Annotated in this window: 19 protein-coding genes and 2 riboswitches; of the genes, 17 read left to right on the top strand and 2 right to left on the bottom strand. The window is 41.5% G+C overall.

Translation table 11 applies throughout. From position 1 onward, the window contains the following. Positions 1-8: 8 nt before the first annotated feature. The gene (locus O3655_RS03320; protein WP_001222578.1) at positions 9-917 is read right to left on the bottom strand and encodes a LysR family transcriptional regulator; all 909 of its coding nucleotides are present in this window, start codon (positions 915-917) and stop codon (positions 9-11) included. Between the two features lie 102 nt (positions 918-1,019). On the opposite strand from O3655_RS03320, the gene O3655_RS03315 reads away from it, so the two are divergent. The 3 genes from O3655_RS03315 to O3655_RS03305 all read left to right on the top strand — a co-directional run bounded on the left by O3655_RS03315 (position 1,020) and on the right by O3655_RS03305 (position 1,950). Continuing rightward, entirely contained in the window at positions 1,020-1,253 is a 234-nt protein-coding gene (locus O3655_RS03315; RefSeq protein WP_002874361.1) for a YqgQ family protein, read from the top strand. Further along, on the top strand, positions 1,250-1,630 hold the full coding sequence (locus O3655_RS03310; protein ID WP_227231951.1) for a rhodanese-like domain-containing protein: 381 nt from the start codon (positions 1,250-1,252) through the stop codon (positions 1,628-1,630). The genes O3655_RS03315 and O3655_RS03310 overlap by 4 nt, the downstream gene beginning before the upstream one ends. 86 nt (positions 1,631-1,716) lie before the next feature. Beyond that, entirely contained in the window at positions 1,717-1,950 is a 234-nt protein-coding gene (locus O3655_RS03305; RefSeq protein WP_001088138.1) for a hypothetical protein, read from the top strand. 40 nt (positions 1,951-1,990) lie between these two features. Here the strand turns inward: O3655_RS03305 and O3655_RS03300 are convergent, their stop codons facing one another. Continuing rightward, positions 1,991-2,716, bottom strand: a complete 726-nt coding sequence (locus O3655_RS03300) for a 16S rRNA pseudouridine(516) synthase (protein ID WP_371641168.1) — start codon at positions 2,714-2,716, stop codon at positions 1,991-1,993. A 158-nt stretch (positions 2,717-2,874) separates the two neighbouring features. Here O3655_RS03300 and typA point away from each other — a divergent pair, with 158 nt between their 5' ends. The 14 genes from typA to O3655_RS03230 all read left to right on the top strand — a co-directional run bounded on the left by typA (position 2,875) and on the right by O3655_RS03230 (position 18,544). Then, complete coding sequence (gene typA, locus O3655_RS03295; RefSeq protein ID WP_000164119.1) at positions 2,875-4,716, top strand: translational GTPase TypA; 1,842 nt, start codon at positions 2,875-2,877, stop codon at positions 4,714-4,716. A gap of 19 nt (positions 4,717-4,735) precedes the next feature. Then, positions 4,736-4,990 (top strand): DUF3165 family protein, encoded by a 255-nt coding sequence (locus O3655_RS03290; RefSeq protein ID WP_000262659.1) that lies wholly within the window; start codon positions 4,736-4,738, stop codon positions 4,988-4,990. 198 nt (positions 4,991-5,188) lie between these two features. Further along, positions 5,189-5,488: a lactococcin 972 family bacteriocin gene (locus tag O3655_RS03285; protein WP_125854025.1), complete on the top strand. Its 300-nt coding sequence runs from the start codon at positions 5,189-5,191 to the stop codon at positions 5,486-5,488. A 71-nt stretch (positions 5,489-5,559) separates the two neighbouring features. Beyond that, the gene (locus O3655_RS03280; protein ID WP_308697262.1) at positions 5,560-7,581 is read left to right on the top strand and encodes a bacteriocin-associated integral membrane family protein; all 2,022 of its coding nucleotides are present in this window, start codon (positions 5,560-5,562) and stop codon (positions 7,579-7,581) included. A 1-nt stretch (position 7,582) separates the two neighbouring features. Beyond that, positions 7,583-8,224: an ABC transporter ATP-binding protein gene (locus O3655_RS03275; protein ID WP_308697263.1), complete on the top strand. Its 642-nt coding sequence runs from the start codon at positions 7,583-7,585 to the stop codon at positions 8,222-8,224. Between the two features lie 103 nt (positions 8,225-8,327). Then, entirely contained in the window at positions 8,328-9,680 is a 1,353-nt protein-coding gene (gene murD, locus O3655_RS03270; RefSeq protein ID WP_371607375.1) for a UDP-N-acetylmuramoyl-L-alanine--D-glutamate ligase, read from the top strand. A 1-nt stretch (position 9,681) separates the two neighbouring features. Beyond that, a complete protein-coding gene (locus tag O3655_RS03265; RefSeq protein ID WP_371641167.1) occupies positions 9,682-10,740 on the top strand; it encodes a UDP-N-acetylglucosamine--N-acetylmuramyl-(pentapeptide) pyrophosphoryl-undecaprenol N-acetylglucosamine transferase in 1,059 nt (352 codons plus the stop codon). Between the two features lie 9 nt (positions 10,741-10,749). After that, a complete protein-coding gene (locus O3655_RS03260; protein WP_371641166.1) occupies positions 10,750-11,901 on the top strand; it encodes a cell division protein FtsQ/DivIB in 1,152 nt (383 codons plus the stop codon). Between the two features lie 245 nt (positions 11,902-12,146). Further along, positions 12,147-12,848, top strand: coding sequence for an orotidine-5'-phosphate decarboxylase (pyrF, locus tag O3655_RS03255; RefSeq protein ID WP_042769050.1), 702 nt, complete (start codon positions 12,147-12,149; stop codon positions 12,846-12,848). Positions 12,849-12,881: 33 nt separating this feature from the next. Continuing rightward, entirely contained in the window at positions 12,882-13,514 is a 633-nt protein-coding gene (pyrE, locus tag O3655_RS03250; RefSeq protein WP_084945319.1) for an orotate phosphoribosyltransferase, read from the top strand. A gap of 349 nt (positions 13,515-13,863) precedes the next feature. Further along, entirely contained in the window at positions 13,864-15,000 is a 1,137-nt protein-coding gene (gene lctO / locus O3655_RS03245; protein WP_247929073.1) for an L-lactate oxidase, read from the top strand. 148 nt (positions 15,001-15,148) lie between these two features. Continuing rightward, positions 15,149-15,237: riboswitch (TPP riboswitch) on the top strand. A gap of 215 nt (positions 15,238-15,452) precedes the next feature. Beyond that, complete coding sequence (locus O3655_RS03240) at positions 15,453-16,121, top strand: TenA family protein (RefSeq protein WP_371641165.1); 669 nt, start codon at positions 15,453-15,455, stop codon at positions 16,119-16,121. 123 nt (positions 16,122-16,244) lie between these two features. Further along, positions 16,245-16,333: riboswitch (TPP riboswitch) on the top strand. 264 nt (positions 16,334-16,597) lie between these two features. Continuing rightward, on the top strand, positions 16,598-17,158 hold the full coding sequence (locus O3655_RS03235) for an ECF transporter S component (RefSeq protein WP_049477851.1): 561 nt from the start codon (positions 16,598-16,600) through the stop codon (positions 17,156-17,158). Then, positions 17,159-18,544 (top strand): ATP-binding cassette domain-containing protein, encoded by a 1,386-nt coding sequence (locus tag O3655_RS03230; protein ID WP_371641164.1) that lies wholly within the window; start codon positions 17,159-17,161, stop codon positions 18,542-18,544.

Here is an 18,544-nt window from a genome sequence, read left to right as displayed (position 1 = left end):
TTTTTCTATTAATTATCGAATTGAACTTCTTCTAGTAAGTATTCGATAAAGCGTTCGCCCATCTTAGACAGGCTGGTTTTTTCATGTTGGATATAGACTAGTTCAATCGGGTCGTCAATGTCCAGTGGAATGGAAACGATATTGTCTCCGTTGAGGTTGCTGTTCAATATCCCTGTTGCAATGGTGTAACCATCCAAACCAATCAAAAGATTAAAGAGGGTGGCACGGTCACTGACTACGATGGATTTCTTGTGGTGCTCTTGTGAAAGAATCTCCTCTGAAAAGTAGAAGGAGTTGTGCGTCCCCTGGTCATAACTCAGATAAGGAAAGTCTTCCAAATCAGCCAGTTTGACCTTGTCTTTTTTAGCTAGAGGGTTGGTCTTGCTGACAAAGATATGGGGTTGAGCGGTAAAGAGGTGGTGGGCTAGCAGGTGATTGTCATCCAGCATTTTCGTTAAAACATCACGGTTGTAGCTGTTTAAAAAGAGGACACCGACCTCGCTACGGAAGTTCTTGACGTCATCGATAATCTCCCAAGTCCGAGTTTCACGAAGGAAGAGCTCGTATTTTTCCATATCACTCTTCTTGAGCAGAGAGACAAAGGCATTGACTACAAAGGCATAGTGCTGAGAGGAAACGCTGAAAAGTTCGCGGTGGGCGATAGGATTTTTATAGCGCTCCTCCAGAAGCTGGGTCTGCTCGACAACCTGACGAGCGTAGGAGAGAAACTCCATACCATCGCGAGTCAAGGTAATACCCTTGGGATTGCGGATAAAGATTTCAATACCCATTTCATTTTCCAAGTCTCGAACAGCATTAGAGAGACTGGGTTGGGTGATAAAGAGCTGCTTAGCTGCCTCATTCATAGAGCCAGTTTCGACGATTTTGATAATATAGTGTAGTTGTTGAATTCTCATGTTTTTATTGTACCATACTTGCGGAAGAATGGGCAATGAAGACGAAGAAAATAGGGGGAAAGAGCCGGTCCAGTATTGAAAAAAAGTCTAAAATCTGTTAGAATGAAAGCTATGAAAACATTCTATGATGTGCAGCAATTTCTCAAACAGTTTGGCATTATTGTCTATGTGGGGAAGCGTTTGTATGATATTGAACTGATGAAGCTCGAACTCTCTCGGATCTATGATGCAGGTCTGATGGACAAGCTAGACTATCTAGAGGCGGAAGCTGTTCTTCGTAGAGAGCACAAGATAGAATTAGACTACATAGAGAAAAATGGAGATAAGAACTTATGACAATTTGGTTTTTGTGGGGAATCGTATTAGCGATGGCGGCATGGATGGGGTATAACTACCTTCGTATTCGTCGTGCGGCTAAGATTGTGGACAATGCAGAATTTGAAGCCTTGATTCGGAAAGGGCAATTGATTGATGTCCGTGAACCAGCAGAATTTCACAGAAAACATATCCTTGGAGCTCGCAATATTCCTTCAAATCAGTTGAAGTCAAGCCTTGCAGCCCTTCGTAAGGATAAACCTGTCCTTCTCTACGAAAACCAACGCGGACAACGAGTGACCAATGCAGCACTTTATCTGAAAAAACAAGGTTTCTCTGAGATTTATATCCTTTCTTATGGATTGGATTCTTGGAACGGGAAGGTCAAGACTAGCTAAGATTCTGTTAAAAACTGTCGAATGAGTGATAAAGCTTGCATTTTATGGTATCATCATTTATATTAATTTTAAGGAGATTTTATAATATGAATTCACAACAAAAGAAAAAACCTTCACTTATTTTAGGTATCTTATCTATCGTCCTTGGTTTGCTATCGCCAATAGTGGGTCTGATTTTGGGGATCATAGGATTGGTCTTGGCTTTTTCATACCAAAAAGAATCTGGACTGGACTATAAAACAGAAAAAATTCTCAATATCGTAGGACTTGTAGTTTCTGTTCTTAACTGGATTCTAGCAATCGCAATAGTTTTTAGATAAGCAAAAAACAAAAAAGCTTTAAATATAAAGCTTTTTTGTTTTATCGACTCATCTCTAAATAGTTTTTAATGATTTCCAATTCCTCTGGATTCAAGGAACGGTATTGTCCTTCTGCTAGTTCTGGGTCTAATGTAAAGTCACTGAACTGGACTCGTTTTAGGGCAGTCACCTTGACACCAACTGATAGAAACATCTTCTTGACTTGATGAAATTTGCCCTCAGAGATAGTGATGGAGGCCCGGCTCTCTGTTGGGCTTGCGGACAGGATTTCAAGCTGAGCAGGTTTACAAGTGGTCCCATCTAAAAAGACAATCCCATCTTTGAATTTTTGGATATGGTCTGACGTGAGCGGTCCGTTTACTACCACTTGATAGGATTTATCGACATGGTACTGGGGATGAAGGAGCTGAAAGCCAAGAGGTCCATTGTTTGTTAAAAGGAGCAGTCCCGTCGTATCGCGGTCTAATCTGCCGACAGCATAGAACTGGTCAGACTGGATGTCAGGTGGGAGTAGGTCCATGACGGTTGGCAGTTTCTTATCCTTGCTAGCTGTAACGACTCCGTTTGGCTTATGAAGCATGAGATAGTTGTGCTCGTATCCTTGAATCTGCCGTCCTTGAAAGACTAGTTTTTGCAATCCTGTATCAACATTTTGGGCGAGGGAGCGAGCTGGATAATCATCCACTAGGATTTCTTTTTTTAACAGAGCCTGTTTCATAGCCTTGCGACTGACCATTTCTTGGGCTAATAATCTATCTAAACGCATACCAGCCTATCTTATCATAAGTCTCTGACTTTGAAAAGAGTTGCCTTGACTAGAAAAGCAGAGTGAAAACATTTACACTTAGCTGAACTGTGATTTTTGAATGAGACTGTGGTATAATTGTTCAGTTAGAAATAAAAATTTAAATATTAGAGGAAATCATGACAAAATTAAGAGAAGATATCCGTAACATTGCGATTATCGCCCACGTTGACCACGGTAAAACAACCCTCGTTGACGAATTATTGAAACAATCAGAAACGCTTGATGCACGTACTGAATTGGCAGAGCGCGCTATGGACTCAAACGATATCGAAAAAGAGCGTGGAATTACTATCCTTGCGAAAAATACAGCCGTTGCATACAACGGAACTCGTATCAATATCATGGATACACCAGGACACGCGGACTTCGGTGGAGAAGTTGAGCGTATCATGAAAATGGTTGACGGTGTTGTCTTGGTCGTGGATGCCTACGAAGGAACAATGCCACAGACTCGTTTCGTATTGAAAAAAGCCTTGGAACAAGACCTTGTTCCAATCGTGGTTGTCAACAAAATCGATAAACCATCAGCTCGTCCAGCAGAAGTAGTGGACGAAGTCTTGGAACTTTTCATTGAGCTTGGTGCAGATGATGACCAGCTTGATTTCCCAGTGGTGTATGCTTCAGCTATCAACGGGACTTCTTCATTGTCAGATGATCCAGCTGATCAAGAAAAAACAATGGCACCAATCTTTGATACCATTATCGACCATATCCCTGCTCCAGTGGACAACTCAGATGAACCTTTGCAGTTCCAAGTCTCACTTTTGGACTACAATGACTTCGTAGGTCGTATCGGTATCGGTCGTGTCTTCCGTGGTAGTGTGAAAGTTGGGGACCAAGTTACCCTTTCTAAACTAGATGGTACAACGAAGAACTTCCGTGTTACAAAACTCTTCGGTTTCTTTGGTTTGGAACGTCGTGAAATCCAAGAAGCTAAAGCAGGTGACTTGATTGCCGTTTCAGGTATGGAAGATATCTTTGTTGGTGAGACGATTACACCGACAGATGCAGTTGAGCCTCTTCCAATCCTTCACATCGATGAGCCAACTCTTCAAATGACCTTCTTGGTCAACAACTCACCATTTGCTGGTAAAGAAGGTAAATGGGTGACTTCTCGTAAGGTGGAAGAACGCTTGCAAGCAGAATTACAAACAGACGTTTCCCTTCGTGTTGACCCAACGGATTCACCAGATAAATGGACTGTTTCAGGTCGTGGAGAATTGCACTTGTCAATCCTGATTGAAACCATGCGCCGTGAGGGTTATGAACTTCAAGTATCTCGTCCAGAGGTTATTGTAAAAGAAATCGATGGCGTTAAATGTGAGCCATTTGAACGTGTGCAAATCGATACTCCAGAAGAATACCAAGGTTCTGTTATCCAAAGTCTTTCTGAACGTAAGGGTGAAATGTTGGATATGATTTCAACTGGTAATGGTCAAACTCGTTTGGTCTTCCTTGTTCCAGCGCGTGGTTTGATTGGATACTCAACTGAGTTCTTGTCAATGACTCGTGGTTACGGTATCATGAACCATACCTTTGACCAATACTTGCCATTGATTCCAGGAGAAATTGGTGGACGTCACCGTGGTGCCCTCGTTTCTATTGATGCTGGTAAGGCTACAACATACTCAATCATGTCTATCGAAGAACGTGGTACAATCTTTGTCAACCCAGGTACTGAGGTTTACGAAGGAATGATCATCGGTGAAAACTCTCGTGAAAACGACTTGACTGTTAATATCACCAAGGCCAAACAAATGACCAACGTTCGTTCAGCTACCAAGGACCAAACAGCGGTTATCAAGACACCTCGTATCTTGACACTTGAAGAGTCTCTTGAGTTCTTGAATGACGATGAGTACATGGAAGTAACGCCTGAGTCTATCCGTTTGCGTAAGCAAATTCTCAACAAGGCAGAGCGCGAGAAAGCCAACAAAAAGAAAAAATCAGCTGAATAAGAGCTAGAAAGAGATAAAGATGGTCTATTTAATCATAGGGATACTCTTATTACTACTCTATGTATTTGCGACACCCCAAAGTATCAAAGGAACAGTCAACATCGTTATCTTGGTCTTTGTAGTTGTTGCTCTCTTGATTTTGCTGATGTTGTCCATCTTGCAAATATTCCAATTACCGACAGAATTCTTTGTCACAATAGCCATGCTTGCCCTTGCCTACTTTAGCTTGAGAGATATTACACTCATGCCAGTAAAAAAGGGTAAAAGAAGATAAAAGAAAGAGAGCTACGGCTCTCTTTTTTAGACTTAGACAGATAAAATTGTTAAAATATTTTTGTAAAATTTATTGACAAACTATGATAAAAATGATACCATAAACACAAAAGAAAACGTTTTCAAAAATTAGGGTAGGAGGAGGTTTTAATTATCGTCTTGTCACTCTGGGTGTGCTTGAATCGAAAGGAAAAATAAAATGAAAACGAAAAAACATAGATTACTCGCTCTAGCTCTTATTTCAAGCTTTACATTAATGGGAGCCGTATCAGCTGCTGTACAATATCCAGATGGAGGAGTATGGACATACGGAGAAGGCTCAGGAGGAGGATGGGCTTTTTCAAATTACTACCATGGTAAAAAATACCATTATTCATCCGTCGTGAGCAGATGGAATAGTGATTCTGATAAAGGAGAAGCTCCTGCTGGAAAAACCTCCTACGCATGGATCTGGACCGAATGGGGAGAAAAAGTAGCATTTTACTATGATTATAAGTAATCGTTCTTTGATTTAAATCGTTCCCCTTGTAGCTCGTACAAGGGGAATCATTCTTTTATAAGGAGTCTACTATGAAGAAACTATTTATTTGCTTGTCTACTATTTTTCTCAGTTGCTTCTTCATTTGGATTATTATCTTACGTGCCCCTCAGTATCTCTATACTAGTTATGACTCCGTTACCTTGCTACGTGTTAAAAATGGGGCACAAGAGCCGACTCGTGAGGAGTTTGAGCGAGAGTTGGAGAAGTTTGCAAGCTCGGAGCAGAGTTTGATTGCCAGACGGATAGTAGAGCCGAGTAAGGATGGAAGGACCAACTTCACCTATGCGACTTATGGTCAGGGAGGCTTGCCAAAAGAGTTTCAAGCGGCTAGCCAAGAAAGCCGAGAACGGAGCGATCCTCTCAATAGTTACCTTCTCTTGTCTGGTTCATTGACCAAGGAAAAATTAGCTGCAAAATTAGATGATTTAGGTTATAAAGCGATTGCAGACCGCAAAACTCCTCCGTATCGTCTAGCTTTTTGGATTGCTTTAAATCCGTTGTTGTTGATTAGTTTAGCTATATTTGGATTAGCTTTCTTTGCCATGGTGATTATCACTCGGATTAAGGAGATGCGGGCTGCAGGGATCCAGCTCTTTTCAGGACAGACCCTCTTGTCCATCATAGGAAGCGCCTTATACGATGATGTCAAGTGGCTTTGCTTAGCTGGGGTTTTATCCCTTATAGTGGGAGGTGCTGTCCTCCTCGGACAAGGGCTCTTTTATCCCGTTCTTTTAGCAGCCTTTAGTATCGGAGTGGGGCTTTATCTTCTCTTTTTATTGGGAATTTCGCTAGTACTGAGCCTGCTCTACTTGATGAGCTTGAGCTACAAGGCTTTGGTTCCTGTGTTAAAAGGACGTTTGCCCCTCAAACGCTTGATGACCTTGACCTTGTTATGTCAGTTGGTTGCTGTCTTTACAGTAGGTTATGCAGTCAAGACTGGCTTGACTTCTTACCAGCGTTTACAGGAACTCCAACTATCCAAGCAAGCTTGGGAAGACCGAGCAGATTATTATCAAATTTCTTTTGGCTTAGGTGATAGAGTAGAAGATACAGAAAATCAGAGCAAGTGGTATGCCTTTGCCAAGGAAGCAATCGAAGAAGAACAAGCTCTTTATGTAAAGGATAATCTGCTCCATTTTGCCAATCCAAAAGGAAAAAATGAACAGGGAGAGACACTGGATACCTATAGTCCAGATGCTAATACGCTCTATGTTAGTCCTAGTTATTTGGAGAAGGAAAAGGTCGTGGTAGATGCTGAGACCAAACAGAAGTTAGCCCATCTCCAAAAAGGTGAGTTTGTCCTCTTGCTCCCAGAACATTTGCGCTCTCAAGAAGCAGAACTAAAAAAAATCTTTGAAGAAAGCATGAGTTATTATGGAAAATCTGGTGAGGAGGCAAGTGCTCCTTTGGATTATGAGATGAAAGCGCACGTTAGTTATCTTTCAATGGGAGAAAAGCGATTTGTTTATAATAACGGTGAGAACCCCGTATCCACTCAGTATTTGACGGATCCGATTTTAGTGGTATTCACGCCGACTTCTACAGGTGATAGTTTTACATCCTTATCTAGTTGGTCTATCAATACTGGTAAGAATATCTTTGTCAAAGGATATGAAGATGGAATTAAACTCTTGAAAAATGCAGGAATTTATGATCAAGTATCCTACCTCAAGGAGGGACGAAGTGTTTACCTCGCACGTTACTATGAGGTTCAAACACAAACTCTAACCCTTATTTTAGGAGCTATTATTGGAATCGCGAGTTCTTTGCTTCTCTTTTATTCTGTGAATCTTCTTTATTTTGAACAATTCCGTCGTGAGATTTTGATTAAACGAATTTCTGGTTTGCGATTTTTTGAAACGCACGCTCAGTATATGATTAGTCAATTTGCTAGTTTTGTATTCGGTGCGAGTCTCTTTATTTGGCGTAGTCGGGATGTGGTGATTGGATTGGTAACTTTATCGATCTTCCTCGTTAGTGCTATACTGACTCTCTACCGTCAAGCACAGAAAGAATCTCGTGTTTCTATGACCATTATGAAAGGAAAATAGGATGATTGAACTAAAGAATATATCTAAAAAATTTGGAAGCCGTCAGCTATTTTCAGATACTAATCTTCAATTTGAAGGTGGGAAAATTTATGCCTTAATCGGTACAAGTGGCTGTGGTAAGACAACCCTCTTGAATATGATTGGACGATTAGAGCCATATGACAATGGAGAAATTATCTATGATGGCACTTCTCTTAAGGACATCAAGCCTTCTGTTTTCTTTAGAGATTACTTAGGATACTTATTTCAAGATTTTGGCTTAATTGAAAGTCAAACTGTCAAAGAGAATCTCAATCTGGGTTTAGTTGGTAATAAGTTGAAAGAAAAAGAGAAAATCTCTTTAATGAAACAAGCTCTAAACCGTGTTAGCCTCTCTTATTTAGATTTAAAGCAACCTATCTTTGAATTATCAGGAGGAGAAGCACAACGTGTTGCACTAGCGAAGATAATTTTAAAGGATCCACCTTTGATTCTCGCAGATGAACCAACCGCTTCCTTAGACCCCAAAAACTCTGAGGAATTACTTTCTATCCTAGAATCTTTAAAAAATCCGAATCGAACGATTATTATTGCGACCCACAATCCTCTGATTTGGGAACAAGTGGACCAAGTTATTCGAGTTACTGATTTATCTCATAGATGATAAAAGAATATTAAGTTAGAAGAAAGAGTCACAAATACACTTTGTGGCTTTTTTATTTCCATAAAAATGGTAAAATAGTAGGAGTAGAAATGGAGTTTGAGACATGAAAGTAATCGATCAATTTAAAAATAAGAAAGTACTTGTTTTAGGTTTGGCTAAGTCTGGTGAGTCTGCAGCCCGTTTGTTAGACAAGTTGGGTGCTATTGTGACAGTAAATGACGGCAAGCCTTTTGAGGAGAATCCTGCTGCTCAAAGCTTGCTAGAAGAGGGAATCAAGGTTGTCACTGGTGGGCATCCTTTGGAATTATTGGATGAAGATTTCGCTCTGATGGTGAAAAATCCAGGTATCCCTTATAGCAATCCCATGATTGAAAAGGCATTGGCAAAGGGGATTCCAGTCCTGACTGAGGTGGAATTGGCTTATTTAATCTCAGAAGCGCCAATTATCGGTATCACTGGTTCAAATGGGAAAACAACCACAACGACGATGATTGGGGAAGTTTTAACTGCTGCTGGTCAACATGGTCTCTTATCAGGGAATATTGGCTATCCTGCTAGTCAAGTGGCTCAAACTGCGACAGCCAAGGACACGCTCGTCATGGAACTTTCTTCTTTCCAACTGATGGGTGTCCAAGAATTCCATCCTGAGATTGCGGTTATTACCAACCTCATGCCCACTCATATCGACTATCATGGTTCTTTTGAGGAGTATGTGGCAGCTAAGTGGAATATCCAGAACAAGATGACAGCAGCTGATTTCCTTGTCTTGAACTTTAACCAAGACTTGGCAAAAGAATTGGCTAGCAAAACACAAGCCACTGTTGTACCATTTTCAACACAGGAAAAGGTTGATGGAGCTTATCTGGAAGATGGTCAACTCTACTTCCGTGGAGAAGTGGTCATGGCAGCGAGTGAAATTGGTGTTCCAGGTAGCCACAATGTAGAAAATGCCCTTGCGACCATTGCAGTAGCCAAGCTCCGTGGTGTAGACAACCAAACCATCAAGGAAACTCTTTCAGCCTTTGGAGGTGTCAAACACCGTCTCCAGTTTGTGGATGAGATCAAGGGGGTCAAATTCTATAACGATAGCAAGTCAACCAATATCTTGGCTACTCAAAAAGCCTTGTCAGGATTTGACAACAGTAAGGTTATCTTAATTGCAGGTGGTTTGGACCGCGGAAATGAGTTCGACGAATTGGTGCCAGATATTACTGGGCTCAAGAAGATGGTCATCCTCGGTCAGTCTGCAGAACGTGTCAAACGGGCAGCAGAGAAGGCTGGTGTGACTTATGTAGATGCGACTGATATTGCTGATGCGACCCGCAAGGCTTATGAGCTTGCGACTCAAGGAGATGTGGTTCTCCTCAGTCCTGCCAATGCTAGCTGGGATATGTATGCTAACTTCGAAGTACGCGGTGACCTATTTATCGACACAGTAGCGGAGTTAAAGGAATAATATGAAAAAAATTGTCTTTACAGGTGGGGGAACGGTTGGACATGTCACCCTCAATCTTTTGTTAATGCCTAAGTTCATCGAAGACGGCTGGGAAGTTCACTACATTGGTGATAAACACGGAATCGAACACCAAGAAATCCTCAAGTCAGGTTTGAATGTGACCTTCCACTCCATTGCGACTGGGAAGTTGCGTCGCTATTTCTCTTGGCAAAATATGCTGGATGTCTTCAAAGTTGGTTGGGGAATTGTCCAATCGCTCTTTATCATGTTACGACTGCGTCCACAGGCTCTTTTTTCTAAGGGAGGATTTGTCTCTGTACCGCCGGTTATCGCAGCGCGAGTGTCAGGAGTGCCAGTCTTTATTCATGAATCTGACCTTTCTATGGGCTTGGCCAATAAAATTGCCTATAAATTTGCGACCAAGATGTATTCAACCTTTGAGCAGGCTGCTGGCCTCGCAAAAGTCGAGCATGTGGGGGCAGTGACCAAGGTTTCAAACCAAAAAACTTCAGAACCCGATGAATTGGTGGATATCCAAACTCACTTTGATCCTAAATTGCCAACGGTATTGTTTGTTGGTGGTTCTGCAGGAGCTCGTGTCTTTAACCAATTGGTGACAGATCATAAGCAAGAACTGACCGAACGCTACAATATTATCAATCTCACTGGAGATTCAAGTCTCAATGAGTTGAGTCAAAATCTCTTTCGTGTTGACTATGTGACGGATCTCTATCAACCCTTGATGGAGATGGCAGATGTGGTGGTAACGCGTGGCGGTGCCAATACGATTTTTGAGCTCTTGGCCATGGCGAAACTCCATCTCATCGTACCATTGGGTCGTGAAGCAAGTCGAGGAGACCAGATTGAAAATGCAGCTTATTTTGTTAAGAAAGGCTATGCAGAAGAACTTCAAGAAAGTGACTTGACCTTGGAAAGCTTGGAGGCGAAACTCAGTCACTTGCTTAGTCACAAGGACCAATACCAAGCTAGCATGAAAGCTTCGACTGAATTGAAATCTCTTGCAGATTTTTACGATCTACTAAGAAAAGACCTAGCATAAGGAATATCAATGTCAAAGGATAAGAAAAAAGAATCAAACCAGAAGCAAGAATTGTCTGAATGGCAGAAACGAAACCAGGAATACCTGAAGAAGAAGGCTGAGGAAGAAGCTGCCCTAGCTGAAGAGAAAGAAAAGGAAAAACAAGCTCGTAAGGAAGCCAACTCGAAACTATTGGAGGAATCCAAGAAATCATCGAGTGAATCAGATAAGGAAGCCTCAAGTCCAAGCAAGGAACCTTCCGAAAAAAAAGAGAAATCTAAAAAGGATGATCCTAAAGTCAAAGAAGAAAAGAAGAAGAAAAAAGAAAAACCAGAGAAACCAGCCAAACCTAAAATTGCACCTGTTCATATTTGGCGAGCTGTGAGTATCTTGGTACCCAGTGTCCTGGTCCTCCTACTTTCAGTCTATCTATTGACTCCGCTTTCGACCATCAAAAATATCGAGGTTAAGGGAAATAGTAACACGCATGCGGATGACATCAAACAGGCTTCTGGAATTCAAGATAGCGACTATACTTTAGCCCTATTGTTGGATAAGGAAACATACGCTGAGCGAATCAAGTCCAATCATTGGATAGAATCAGCGAAGATTAACTATCAATTTCCGACTAACTTTACGATTGAGGTTAAGGAATTTGATATTGTTGGTTATTATGTGTCTGGTGAAGAACATTATCCTATTCTGTCTAGTGGTACAGTAGAGTCAACTCCTGTTGATCGCTTAAACTTGCCTGAGACTTATCTAACAGTTACCTTTAACGATGAGCAGCAGGTGAAAAAGCTGATAACAGGATTGTCTACCATCAGTGAGGATATCAAGAGTCAAATCCAGAAAATCGAATTAGCACCGAGCAAGGCAACAGCAGATCTTTTAAAAATTACCATGCTGGATACAGATGAGGTTTTGGTTCCCCTATCAGAATTGAGCAAAAAATTACCTTATTACAGCAAAATCAAGCCACAATTGTCAGAACCGAGTGTAGTCGATATGGAAGCTGGAGTATACAGCTATACTATAGCAGATAAACTGATAGAAGAAGCTGAGGAAAAAGCCAAACAAGAGGCCAAGGAAGCTGAGAAGAAAAAACAGGAAGAAGAAAAGAAAAAACAAGAAGAACAAGGAAATCAAAGCCAAACGAGCCAGCAATCACAGAGTCGTTAGACTAACTTTTCCTCTTAATTTTGAATGGTATAGAAGTCTAGTTTCGAGTTTTTGCTTGACAAGTCCTACTATAAATAATAGAATAGAAAAAAACCTTTAAAGCAGTCCAGAGAGGCAGCTAAGGTTAGACGGTGAAAGGGTGGAGACTACCCATTTTTCGTGGAACCTTGCTGTTGGCAGGTTCCTTTTTTCGTGGTTTATTTTTGACCATACTCTCTTGCTCGTAAAGGTAAAAGGAGAAAGGTATGCGTGAACATCGTCCAGTTATTGCTCTTGATTTTCCTAGTTTTGAGGCAGTCAAGGAATTTTTATCTCTTTTCCCAGCAGAAGAAAGTCTTTATTTAAAAGTGGGGATGGAGCTTTATTATGCGGAAGGTCCAGAAGTTGTCCGTTATTTGAAGTCACTGGGGCATAGTGTCTTTTTGGACCTCAAGCTACATGACATTCCCAATACAGTCAAATCTGCCATGAAGGTCTTGTCTCAGCTTGGTGTGGACATGACCAATGTTCATGCTGCAGGTGGTGTGGAGATGATGAAAGCTGCGCGTGAAGGTCTGGGGACACAAGCCAAATTGATCGCTGTGACCCAGCTGACATCAACGTCGGAAAGCCAGATGCAGGATTTTCAAAATATCCAAACCAGCCTGCAAGAGTCTGTGATTCACTATGCCAAGAAGACAGCTGAAGCGGGCTTGGATGGTGTCGTTTGCTCGGCTCAGGAAGTGCAACTCATCAAGCAGGCTACCAATTCAGATTTTATCTGTTTGACACCGGGAATCCGTCCAGCGGGAGCTGCGGTTGGGGACCAAAAACGCGTCATGACGCCAGCGGACGCTTATCAAATCGGTAGTGACTATATCGTAGTAGGACGTCCCATTACCCAAGCTGAGGATCCTGTTGCAGCTTATCATGCTATCAAGGATGAATGGAACCAAGACAGAAATTAAAGAAATAGATTATAAAAACAAAAGGAGAATACTATGACACTTGCTAAAGATATCGCTAGCCACCTCTTGAAAATCCAAGCCGTTTACCTCAAACCAGAAGAACCTTTCACTTGGGCATCAGGTATCAAATCGCCGATTTATACTGACAACCGTGTGACGCTTGCCTATCCAGAAACTCGTACCTTGATTGAAAATGGTTTTGTGGAAGCTATTAAAGCAGAATTTCCAGAAGTAGAAGTGATTGCAGGAACTGCGACAGCAGGAATTCCACACGGAGCTATCATTGCTGACAAGATGAACTTGCCTTTTGCCTATATCCGCAGCAAACCAAAAGACCACGGAGCTGGTAACCAAATCGAAGGTCGTGTAGCTAAGGGGCAAAAGATGGTAGTGGTTGAAGACCTCATTTCAACGGGTGGGTCTGTTCTTGAAGCCGTAGCAGCTGCTAAACGCGAAGGAGCCGATGTTCTTGGTGTCGTAGCGATTTTCAGCTACCAATTGCCAAAAGCTGATAAGAATTTTGCGGATGCTGGTGTAAAATTGGTGACGCTTTCTAACTACAGTGAACTCATCCACCTAGCCCAAGAAGAAGGTTACATCACACCAGAAGGCCTCGACCTCCTAAAACGCTTTAAAGAAGACCAAGAAAATTGGCAAAATGCCTAATACTCAATGAAAATCAAAGAGCAAACTAGGAAACTAGCCGCAGGCTGTACTTGAGTACGGCAAGGCGATGTTGACATGGTTTGAATTTGATTTTCGAAGAGTATAAGACATAGAAAATCAGGTAGTCACTAGGATTACCTGATTTTTTGCATATAGGCAATAAAACTATGATTCCTAAAGGTAAAGATGAATATAGGATAATGGTAGAATGAGAGACCTTCTTTTTTGGCGGCATATTCAGATAATCAGTTTGAAATTTCCAGACAAAATTTTTGAAAGGATTCTGAAAAAGAGGTAAGATAGTTTATGTAAGAAAAAGTAAACGCTTACTTAATAAGGAGGACACTTTATGTCATATAAAACAAGCAATGCAGAAGGACCTGTAGATTTTATTAACACCTATGATTTGGAGCCAATGGCGCAACAAGTTATTCCTAAAGCAGCATTTGGCTATATCGCTAGTGGGGCGGAGGATACTTTCACTTTGCGTGAGAATATTCGTGCCTTTAACCACAAACTCATCGTTCCTCATACACTTTGCAATGTAGAAAATCCAAGTACAGAGATTGAATTTGCAGGCGAAAAATTGTCTTCACCAATCATTATGGCGCCTGTTGCGGCTCATAAATTGGCAAATGAACAGGGTGAAGTGGCGACTGCGCGTGGTGTGCATGAGTTTGGTTCTCTCTATACAACCAGCTCTTACTCTACTGTCGACCTTCCAGAAATTACGGAAGCCCTTCAAGGGACACCTCATTGGTTCCAGTTTTACTTTAGTAAAGATGATGGTATCAATCGCCACATCATGGACCGTGTGAAGGCTGAAGGTTATAAAGCGATTGTCTTGACGGCTGATGCTACGGTAGGGGGCAATCGTGAGGTCGATAAGCGTAATGGTTTTGTCTTCCCAGTTGGCATGCCGATTGTTGAAGAATACCTGCCAGAAGGTGCTGGTAAATCAATGGACTTTGTTTACAAATCAGCTAAACAGCGCCTATCTCCACGAGATGTAGAATTTATCGCTGAATACTCAGGACTTCCTGTTTATGTCAAGGGGCCACAATGCCGTGAGGACGTTGAACGTTCGCTTGCTGCTGGAGCTTCTGGTATCTGGGTAACCAACCATGGTGGCCGTCAAATCGACGGTGGGCCAGCTGCCTTTGACTCACTTCAAGAAGTAGCAGAAGCAGTTGACAAACGCGTACCAATTGTCTTTGACTCTGGTATTCGTCGTGGCCAACACGTCTTTAAAGCCTTGGCTTCAGGAGCAGACTTGGTAGCTATTGGCCGCCCGGTTATCTATGGCTTGGCTCTCGGCGGTAGTGTTGGTGTGCGTCAAGTCTTTGAACACTTGAATGCAGAATTGAAGACAGTTATGCAGTTATCTGGAACTCAGACTATTGAAGATGTCAAACACTTCAAACTCCGTCACAACCCATACAATCCAACCTTCCCAGTTGACCCTCGTGACTTAAAATTGTATTGATAAAATAGCTTGCCTCCACTTGATGTGGAGGTTTTTCTTCGTATATAGGAAGAATAAATCACCATTGAAATCTATATAAATATATTTTTCAGTCAAATATCTTGCTAGGGCTTTCATTTTTTGCTATACTGGTGCAGTAATTAAATAATAAAGACATTTGGGGTGCTTTAGGCTGAGATGATACCCATTGAACCTGATACAGTTAAGACTGGCGAAGGGAAATGTGAAACGTTTTTTCGTATGGCGAAATGAACGATCTAATCTTGTAAGCTAAACTCTAATTCTTGATTGTAATTGGAGTTTTTTTGTTTATATAAACTGGATGAAGGTGATACAAAGCATTTAGGTAGCTTTTCTTGAACGCCCTTGATTTTCTTTAAAAAGGTCAAGTAAAACTAGGATTTTCTTGATGTTTTGTTGATTACGAACGAGTAAAGAGAGGAAAAGTAAATATGGAAAGACAAGACTATGCATTTCAGCCAGGTTTGACTGTTGGAGAATTATTAAAAAGCAGTCAGAAGGATTGGCAGGCTGCAATCAATCATCGTTTTGTTAAGGAACTTTTTGCGGGGACAATTGAGAATAAGGTCTTAAAAGACTACCTAATTCAAGATTATCACTTCTTTGATGCCTTCTTATCCATGCTGGGTGCCTGTGTAGCTCACGCAGACCAGCTTGAATCCAAACTTCGTTTTGCCAAGCAACTAGGCTTTCTTGAAGCAGATGAAGATGGTTATTTCCAAAAGGCTTTCAAAGAGTTAAAGGTAGCAGAGCATGACTATCTGGAAGTGACCTTGCACCCTGTAACAAAAGCGTTTCAGGAGCTAATGTATTCTGCTGTGGCTTCATCAGACTATGCTCATCTTTTGGTCATGCTGGTCATTGCAGAAGGTCTCTATTTAGACTGGGGTTCTAAAGATTTGGCACTACCTGAAGCCTATATTCATTCGGAATGGATTAATCTACATAGAGGTCCTTTCTTTGCAGAGTGGGTTCAATTTCTAGTTGATGAACTTAATCGTGTCGGGAAAAATCGAGAAGATTTGACAGAACTTCAGGAACGTTGGAATCAAGCAGTTGCTTTAGAATTAGCCTTTTTTGATATTGGTTATGAATTATAGGATAAATTCAATCCTTTTATGTAGATTAAAAGAATTAACAAACAAACTATATAAATATATTTTCCAGTCAAATATCTTGCTAGGGGTTTCATTTTTTGCTATACTGGTCCAGTAATAAAATAATAAAGACATTTGGGGTGCTTTAGGCTGAGATGATACCCATTGAACCTGATACAGTTAATACTGGCGAAGGGAAATGTGAAAAGGTTTTTTTCGTATGTCGAAAAGAACTGTCTAATCTTGTAAGGTGAACTCTAATTCTCGTTTGTAATTGGAGTTTTTTTGTTTGTTAAAAGAGGATAGGCTGAACGTTAATACTCTTCGAAAATCAAATTCAAACCACGTCAACGTCGCCTTGCCGTACTCAAGTACAGCCTGCGGCTAGTTTCCTAGTTTGCTCTTTGATTTTCATTGAGTATAAGCTTTTTGGTATCTCTCCTTGAATGCCCCACTTTTCTTTAAAAAAGGAGTTTTTTATGTTGAAAAAATGGCAGTTAAAAGATGTTATCTTGCTTGCTTTCTTGTCTATCTTTTTTGGTGGCGTTTTTGTGGGTTCAGGCTATCTGTTTGATATCCTCACCCTGATCTTGGCCCCTCTTGGTTTGCAGGCCTTTGCCAATGAAATCCTCTTTGGTCTCTGGTGTATGGCTGCGCCCATTGCGGCTATCTTTGTTCCAAGAATCGGAAGTGCAACGATTGGAGAAGTGCTTGCTGCACTTGCTGAAGTCCTTTATGGTAGCCAATTCGGTCTAGGCGCTCTGTTGTCTGGCTTGGTTCAAGGTCTGGGAAGTGAATTTGGCTTTCTTGTGACCAAGAATCGCTATGAAAGTTGGCTCTCTCTAACTGCCAATAGTATTGGGATTACGCTTTTTAGCTTTGTCTATGAATACATTAAATTAGGTTACTATGCCTTTTCTCTTCCTTTTGTCCTGTCCTTGCTTGTGGTTCGCTTTATTTCTGTCTTTTTCTTCTGTACCATTTTGATTCGTGCCATTGTCAAACTCTATCATCAGTTTGCTGCTGGAGGAAAGGCGTAGATGGGGCTGGAACTACGGGGGATTCAGTCCCCAATCTTTTCGGAACCGATTGATTTTACTTTTCATGAGCAAGCTTTTACCTTGTTAGTTGGGAGCAGTGGTTCAGGAAAATCCAGTCTCTTTCAAATTATTGCTCAAGTCAGTTCTCTTCCCTATAGTGGTCAAGTCCTGATAGATGGGAGTCAGGTCAGTCAGCTTTCTATCGTCGAACGTGTCCAGACGGTTGGCATTCTCTTTCAAAATCCCAATCATCAATTTACCATGGAGAACTTGTTTGAAGAGCTGATTTTTACCTTGGAAAATATTGGGCATCCCGTTCAGGAAATTGATGCTAAAATAGCTGAGGTGGTCCGGCAATGTCGCTGCGAGGCAATCTTGCACCGTCCCATCCATCACTTATCAGGTGGGGAAAAGCAAAAGGCTGCGCTGGCTGTTCTATTTGCCATGAATCCTAGGGTCTATCTCTTGGATGAGCCCTTTGCTTCTATTGACCGCAAAAGTAGGATAGAGATCCTAGAGATTCTAAAGGAATTGGCCTCTAATGGGAAGACAGTCATCCTGTGTGACCATGATTTATCAGACTATGGAGCCTACATTGACCATATGGTGGAGCTAAGAGACGGGCAACTGAGGGAAGTGTTTCAAATCCCTACCTCTGAGATGACACAGGTTGCTTCAAAGGAAGTTGCCTCTAGCCTAGAACTATTCCATATGGATCGTGTGACTTGTGAGCTGGGTAATCGTCCCCTCTTTTCGATTGCTGATTTCACGTTTTACCAAGGAATTTCCTGTATCCTAGGTGATAATGGTGTTGGGAAATCAACCCTCTTTCGTTCCATTCTTCAATTTCAAAAGTATAGAGGGCGCATTAGTTGGAAGGGATCGGTCCTAAAAAAGAAAAAGAGTCTGTATCGTGACCTGACGGGTGTCGTTCAGGAAGCTGAGAAGCAATTTATCCGAGTCAGTCTGAGAGAGGAACTTCAATTAGATAGCTCAGACTCGGAAAGAAATCAGCGAATTCTACAAGCTTTACGATATTTTGATCTGGAGCAGGCGCTTGATAAGAGTCCCTATCAATTAAGTGGTGGCCAACAAAAGATTCTTCAGCTCTTGACCATCTTGACCAGCAAGGCTTCTGTGATTTTACTAGATGAACCTTTTGCTGGTTTAGATAATAGAGCCTGCGCCTATTTTTGTCAGTGGATTCTGGAGGACAGAAATCAAGGGAGAAGTTTTTTGATCATTAGCCATCGTTTAGATCCCTTGATTTCTGTGGTCGATTATTGGATTGAGATGACTAGTGAGGGTCTCCGTCATATTAAAGACGTGACCATCAGCAAACCTCTCACATCTCGGAGTATCAATACTCAAGGGGAGGTGAAGTAG

Source organism: Streptococcus sp. 27098_8_70, from assembly GCF_041432215.1.
GTDB classification, from domain to species: Bacteria; Bacillota; Bacilli; order Lactobacillales; family Streptococcaceae; genus Streptococcus; species Streptococcus oralis_CP.
Note: the sequence above shows the minus strand (reverse complement) of the source record. Positions and strands in the feature narration are given on the sequence as shown.

Coding starts and splice junctions, on each gene's coding strand:
- O3655_RS03320 (WP_001222578.1), bottom strand. CDS start 917: ATGAGAATTCAACAACTACACTATATTATCAAAATCGTCGAAACTGGC.
- O3655_RS03315 (WP_002874361.1), top strand. CDS start 1,020: ATGAAAGCTATGAAAACATTCTATGATGTGCAGCAATTTCTCAAACAG.
- O3655_RS03310 (WP_227231951.1), top strand. CDS start 1,250: ATGACAATTTGGTTTTTGTGGGGAATCGTATTAGCGATGGCGGCATGG.
- O3655_RS03305 (WP_001088138.1), top strand. CDS start 1,717: ATGAATTCACAACAAAAGAAAAAACCTTCACTTATTTTAGGTATCTTA.
- O3655_RS03300 (WP_371641168.1), bottom strand. CDS start 2,716: ATGCGTTTAGATAGATTATTAGCCCAAGAAATGGTCAGTCGCAAGGCT.
- typA (WP_000164119.1), top strand. CDS start 2,875: ATGACAAAATTAAGAGAAGATATCCGTAACATTGCGATTATCGCCCAC.
- O3655_RS03290 (WP_000262659.1), top strand. CDS start 4,736: ATGGTCTATTTAATCATAGGGATACTCTTATTACTACTCTATGTATTT.
- O3655_RS03285 (WP_125854025.1), top strand. CDS start 5,189: ATGAAAACGAAAAAACATAGATTACTCGCTCTAGCTCTTATTTCAAGC.
- O3655_RS03280 (WP_308697262.1), top strand. CDS start 5,560: ATGAAGAAACTATTTATTTGCTTGTCTACTATTTTTCTCAGTTGCTTC.
- O3655_RS03275 (WP_308697263.1), top strand. CDS start 7,583: ATGATTGAACTAAAGAATATATCTAAAAAATTTGGAAGCCGTCAGCTA.
- murD (WP_371607375.1), top strand. CDS start 8,328: ATGAAAGTAATCGATCAATTTAAAAATAAGAAAGTACTTGTTTTAGGT.
- O3655_RS03265 (WP_371641167.1), top strand. CDS start 9,682: ATGAAAAAAATTGTCTTTACAGGTGGGGGAACGGTTGGACATGTCACC.
- O3655_RS03260 (WP_371641166.1), top strand. CDS start 10,750: ATGTCAAAGGATAAGAAAAAAGAATCAAACCAGAAGCAAGAATTGTCT.
- pyrF (WP_042769050.1), top strand. CDS start 12,147: ATGCGTGAACATCGTCCAGTTATTGCTCTTGATTTTCCTAGTTTTGAG.
- pyrE (WP_084945319.1), top strand. CDS start 12,882: ATGACACTTGCTAAAGATATCGCTAGCCACCTCTTGAAAATCCAAGCC.
- lctO (WP_247929073.1), top strand. CDS start 13,864: ATGTCATATAAAACAAGCAATGCAGAAGGACCTGTAGATTTTATTAAC.
- O3655_RS03240 (WP_371641165.1), top strand. CDS start 15,453: ATGGAAAGACAAGACTATGCATTTCAGCCAGGTTTGACTGTTGGAGAA.
- O3655_RS03235 (WP_049477851.1), top strand. CDS start 16,598: ATGTTGAAAAAATGGCAGTTAAAAGATGTTATCTTGCTTGCTTTCTTG.
- O3655_RS03230 (WP_371641164.1), top strand. CDS start 17,159: ATGGGGCTGGAACTACGGGGGATTCAGTCCCCAATCTTTTCGGAACCG.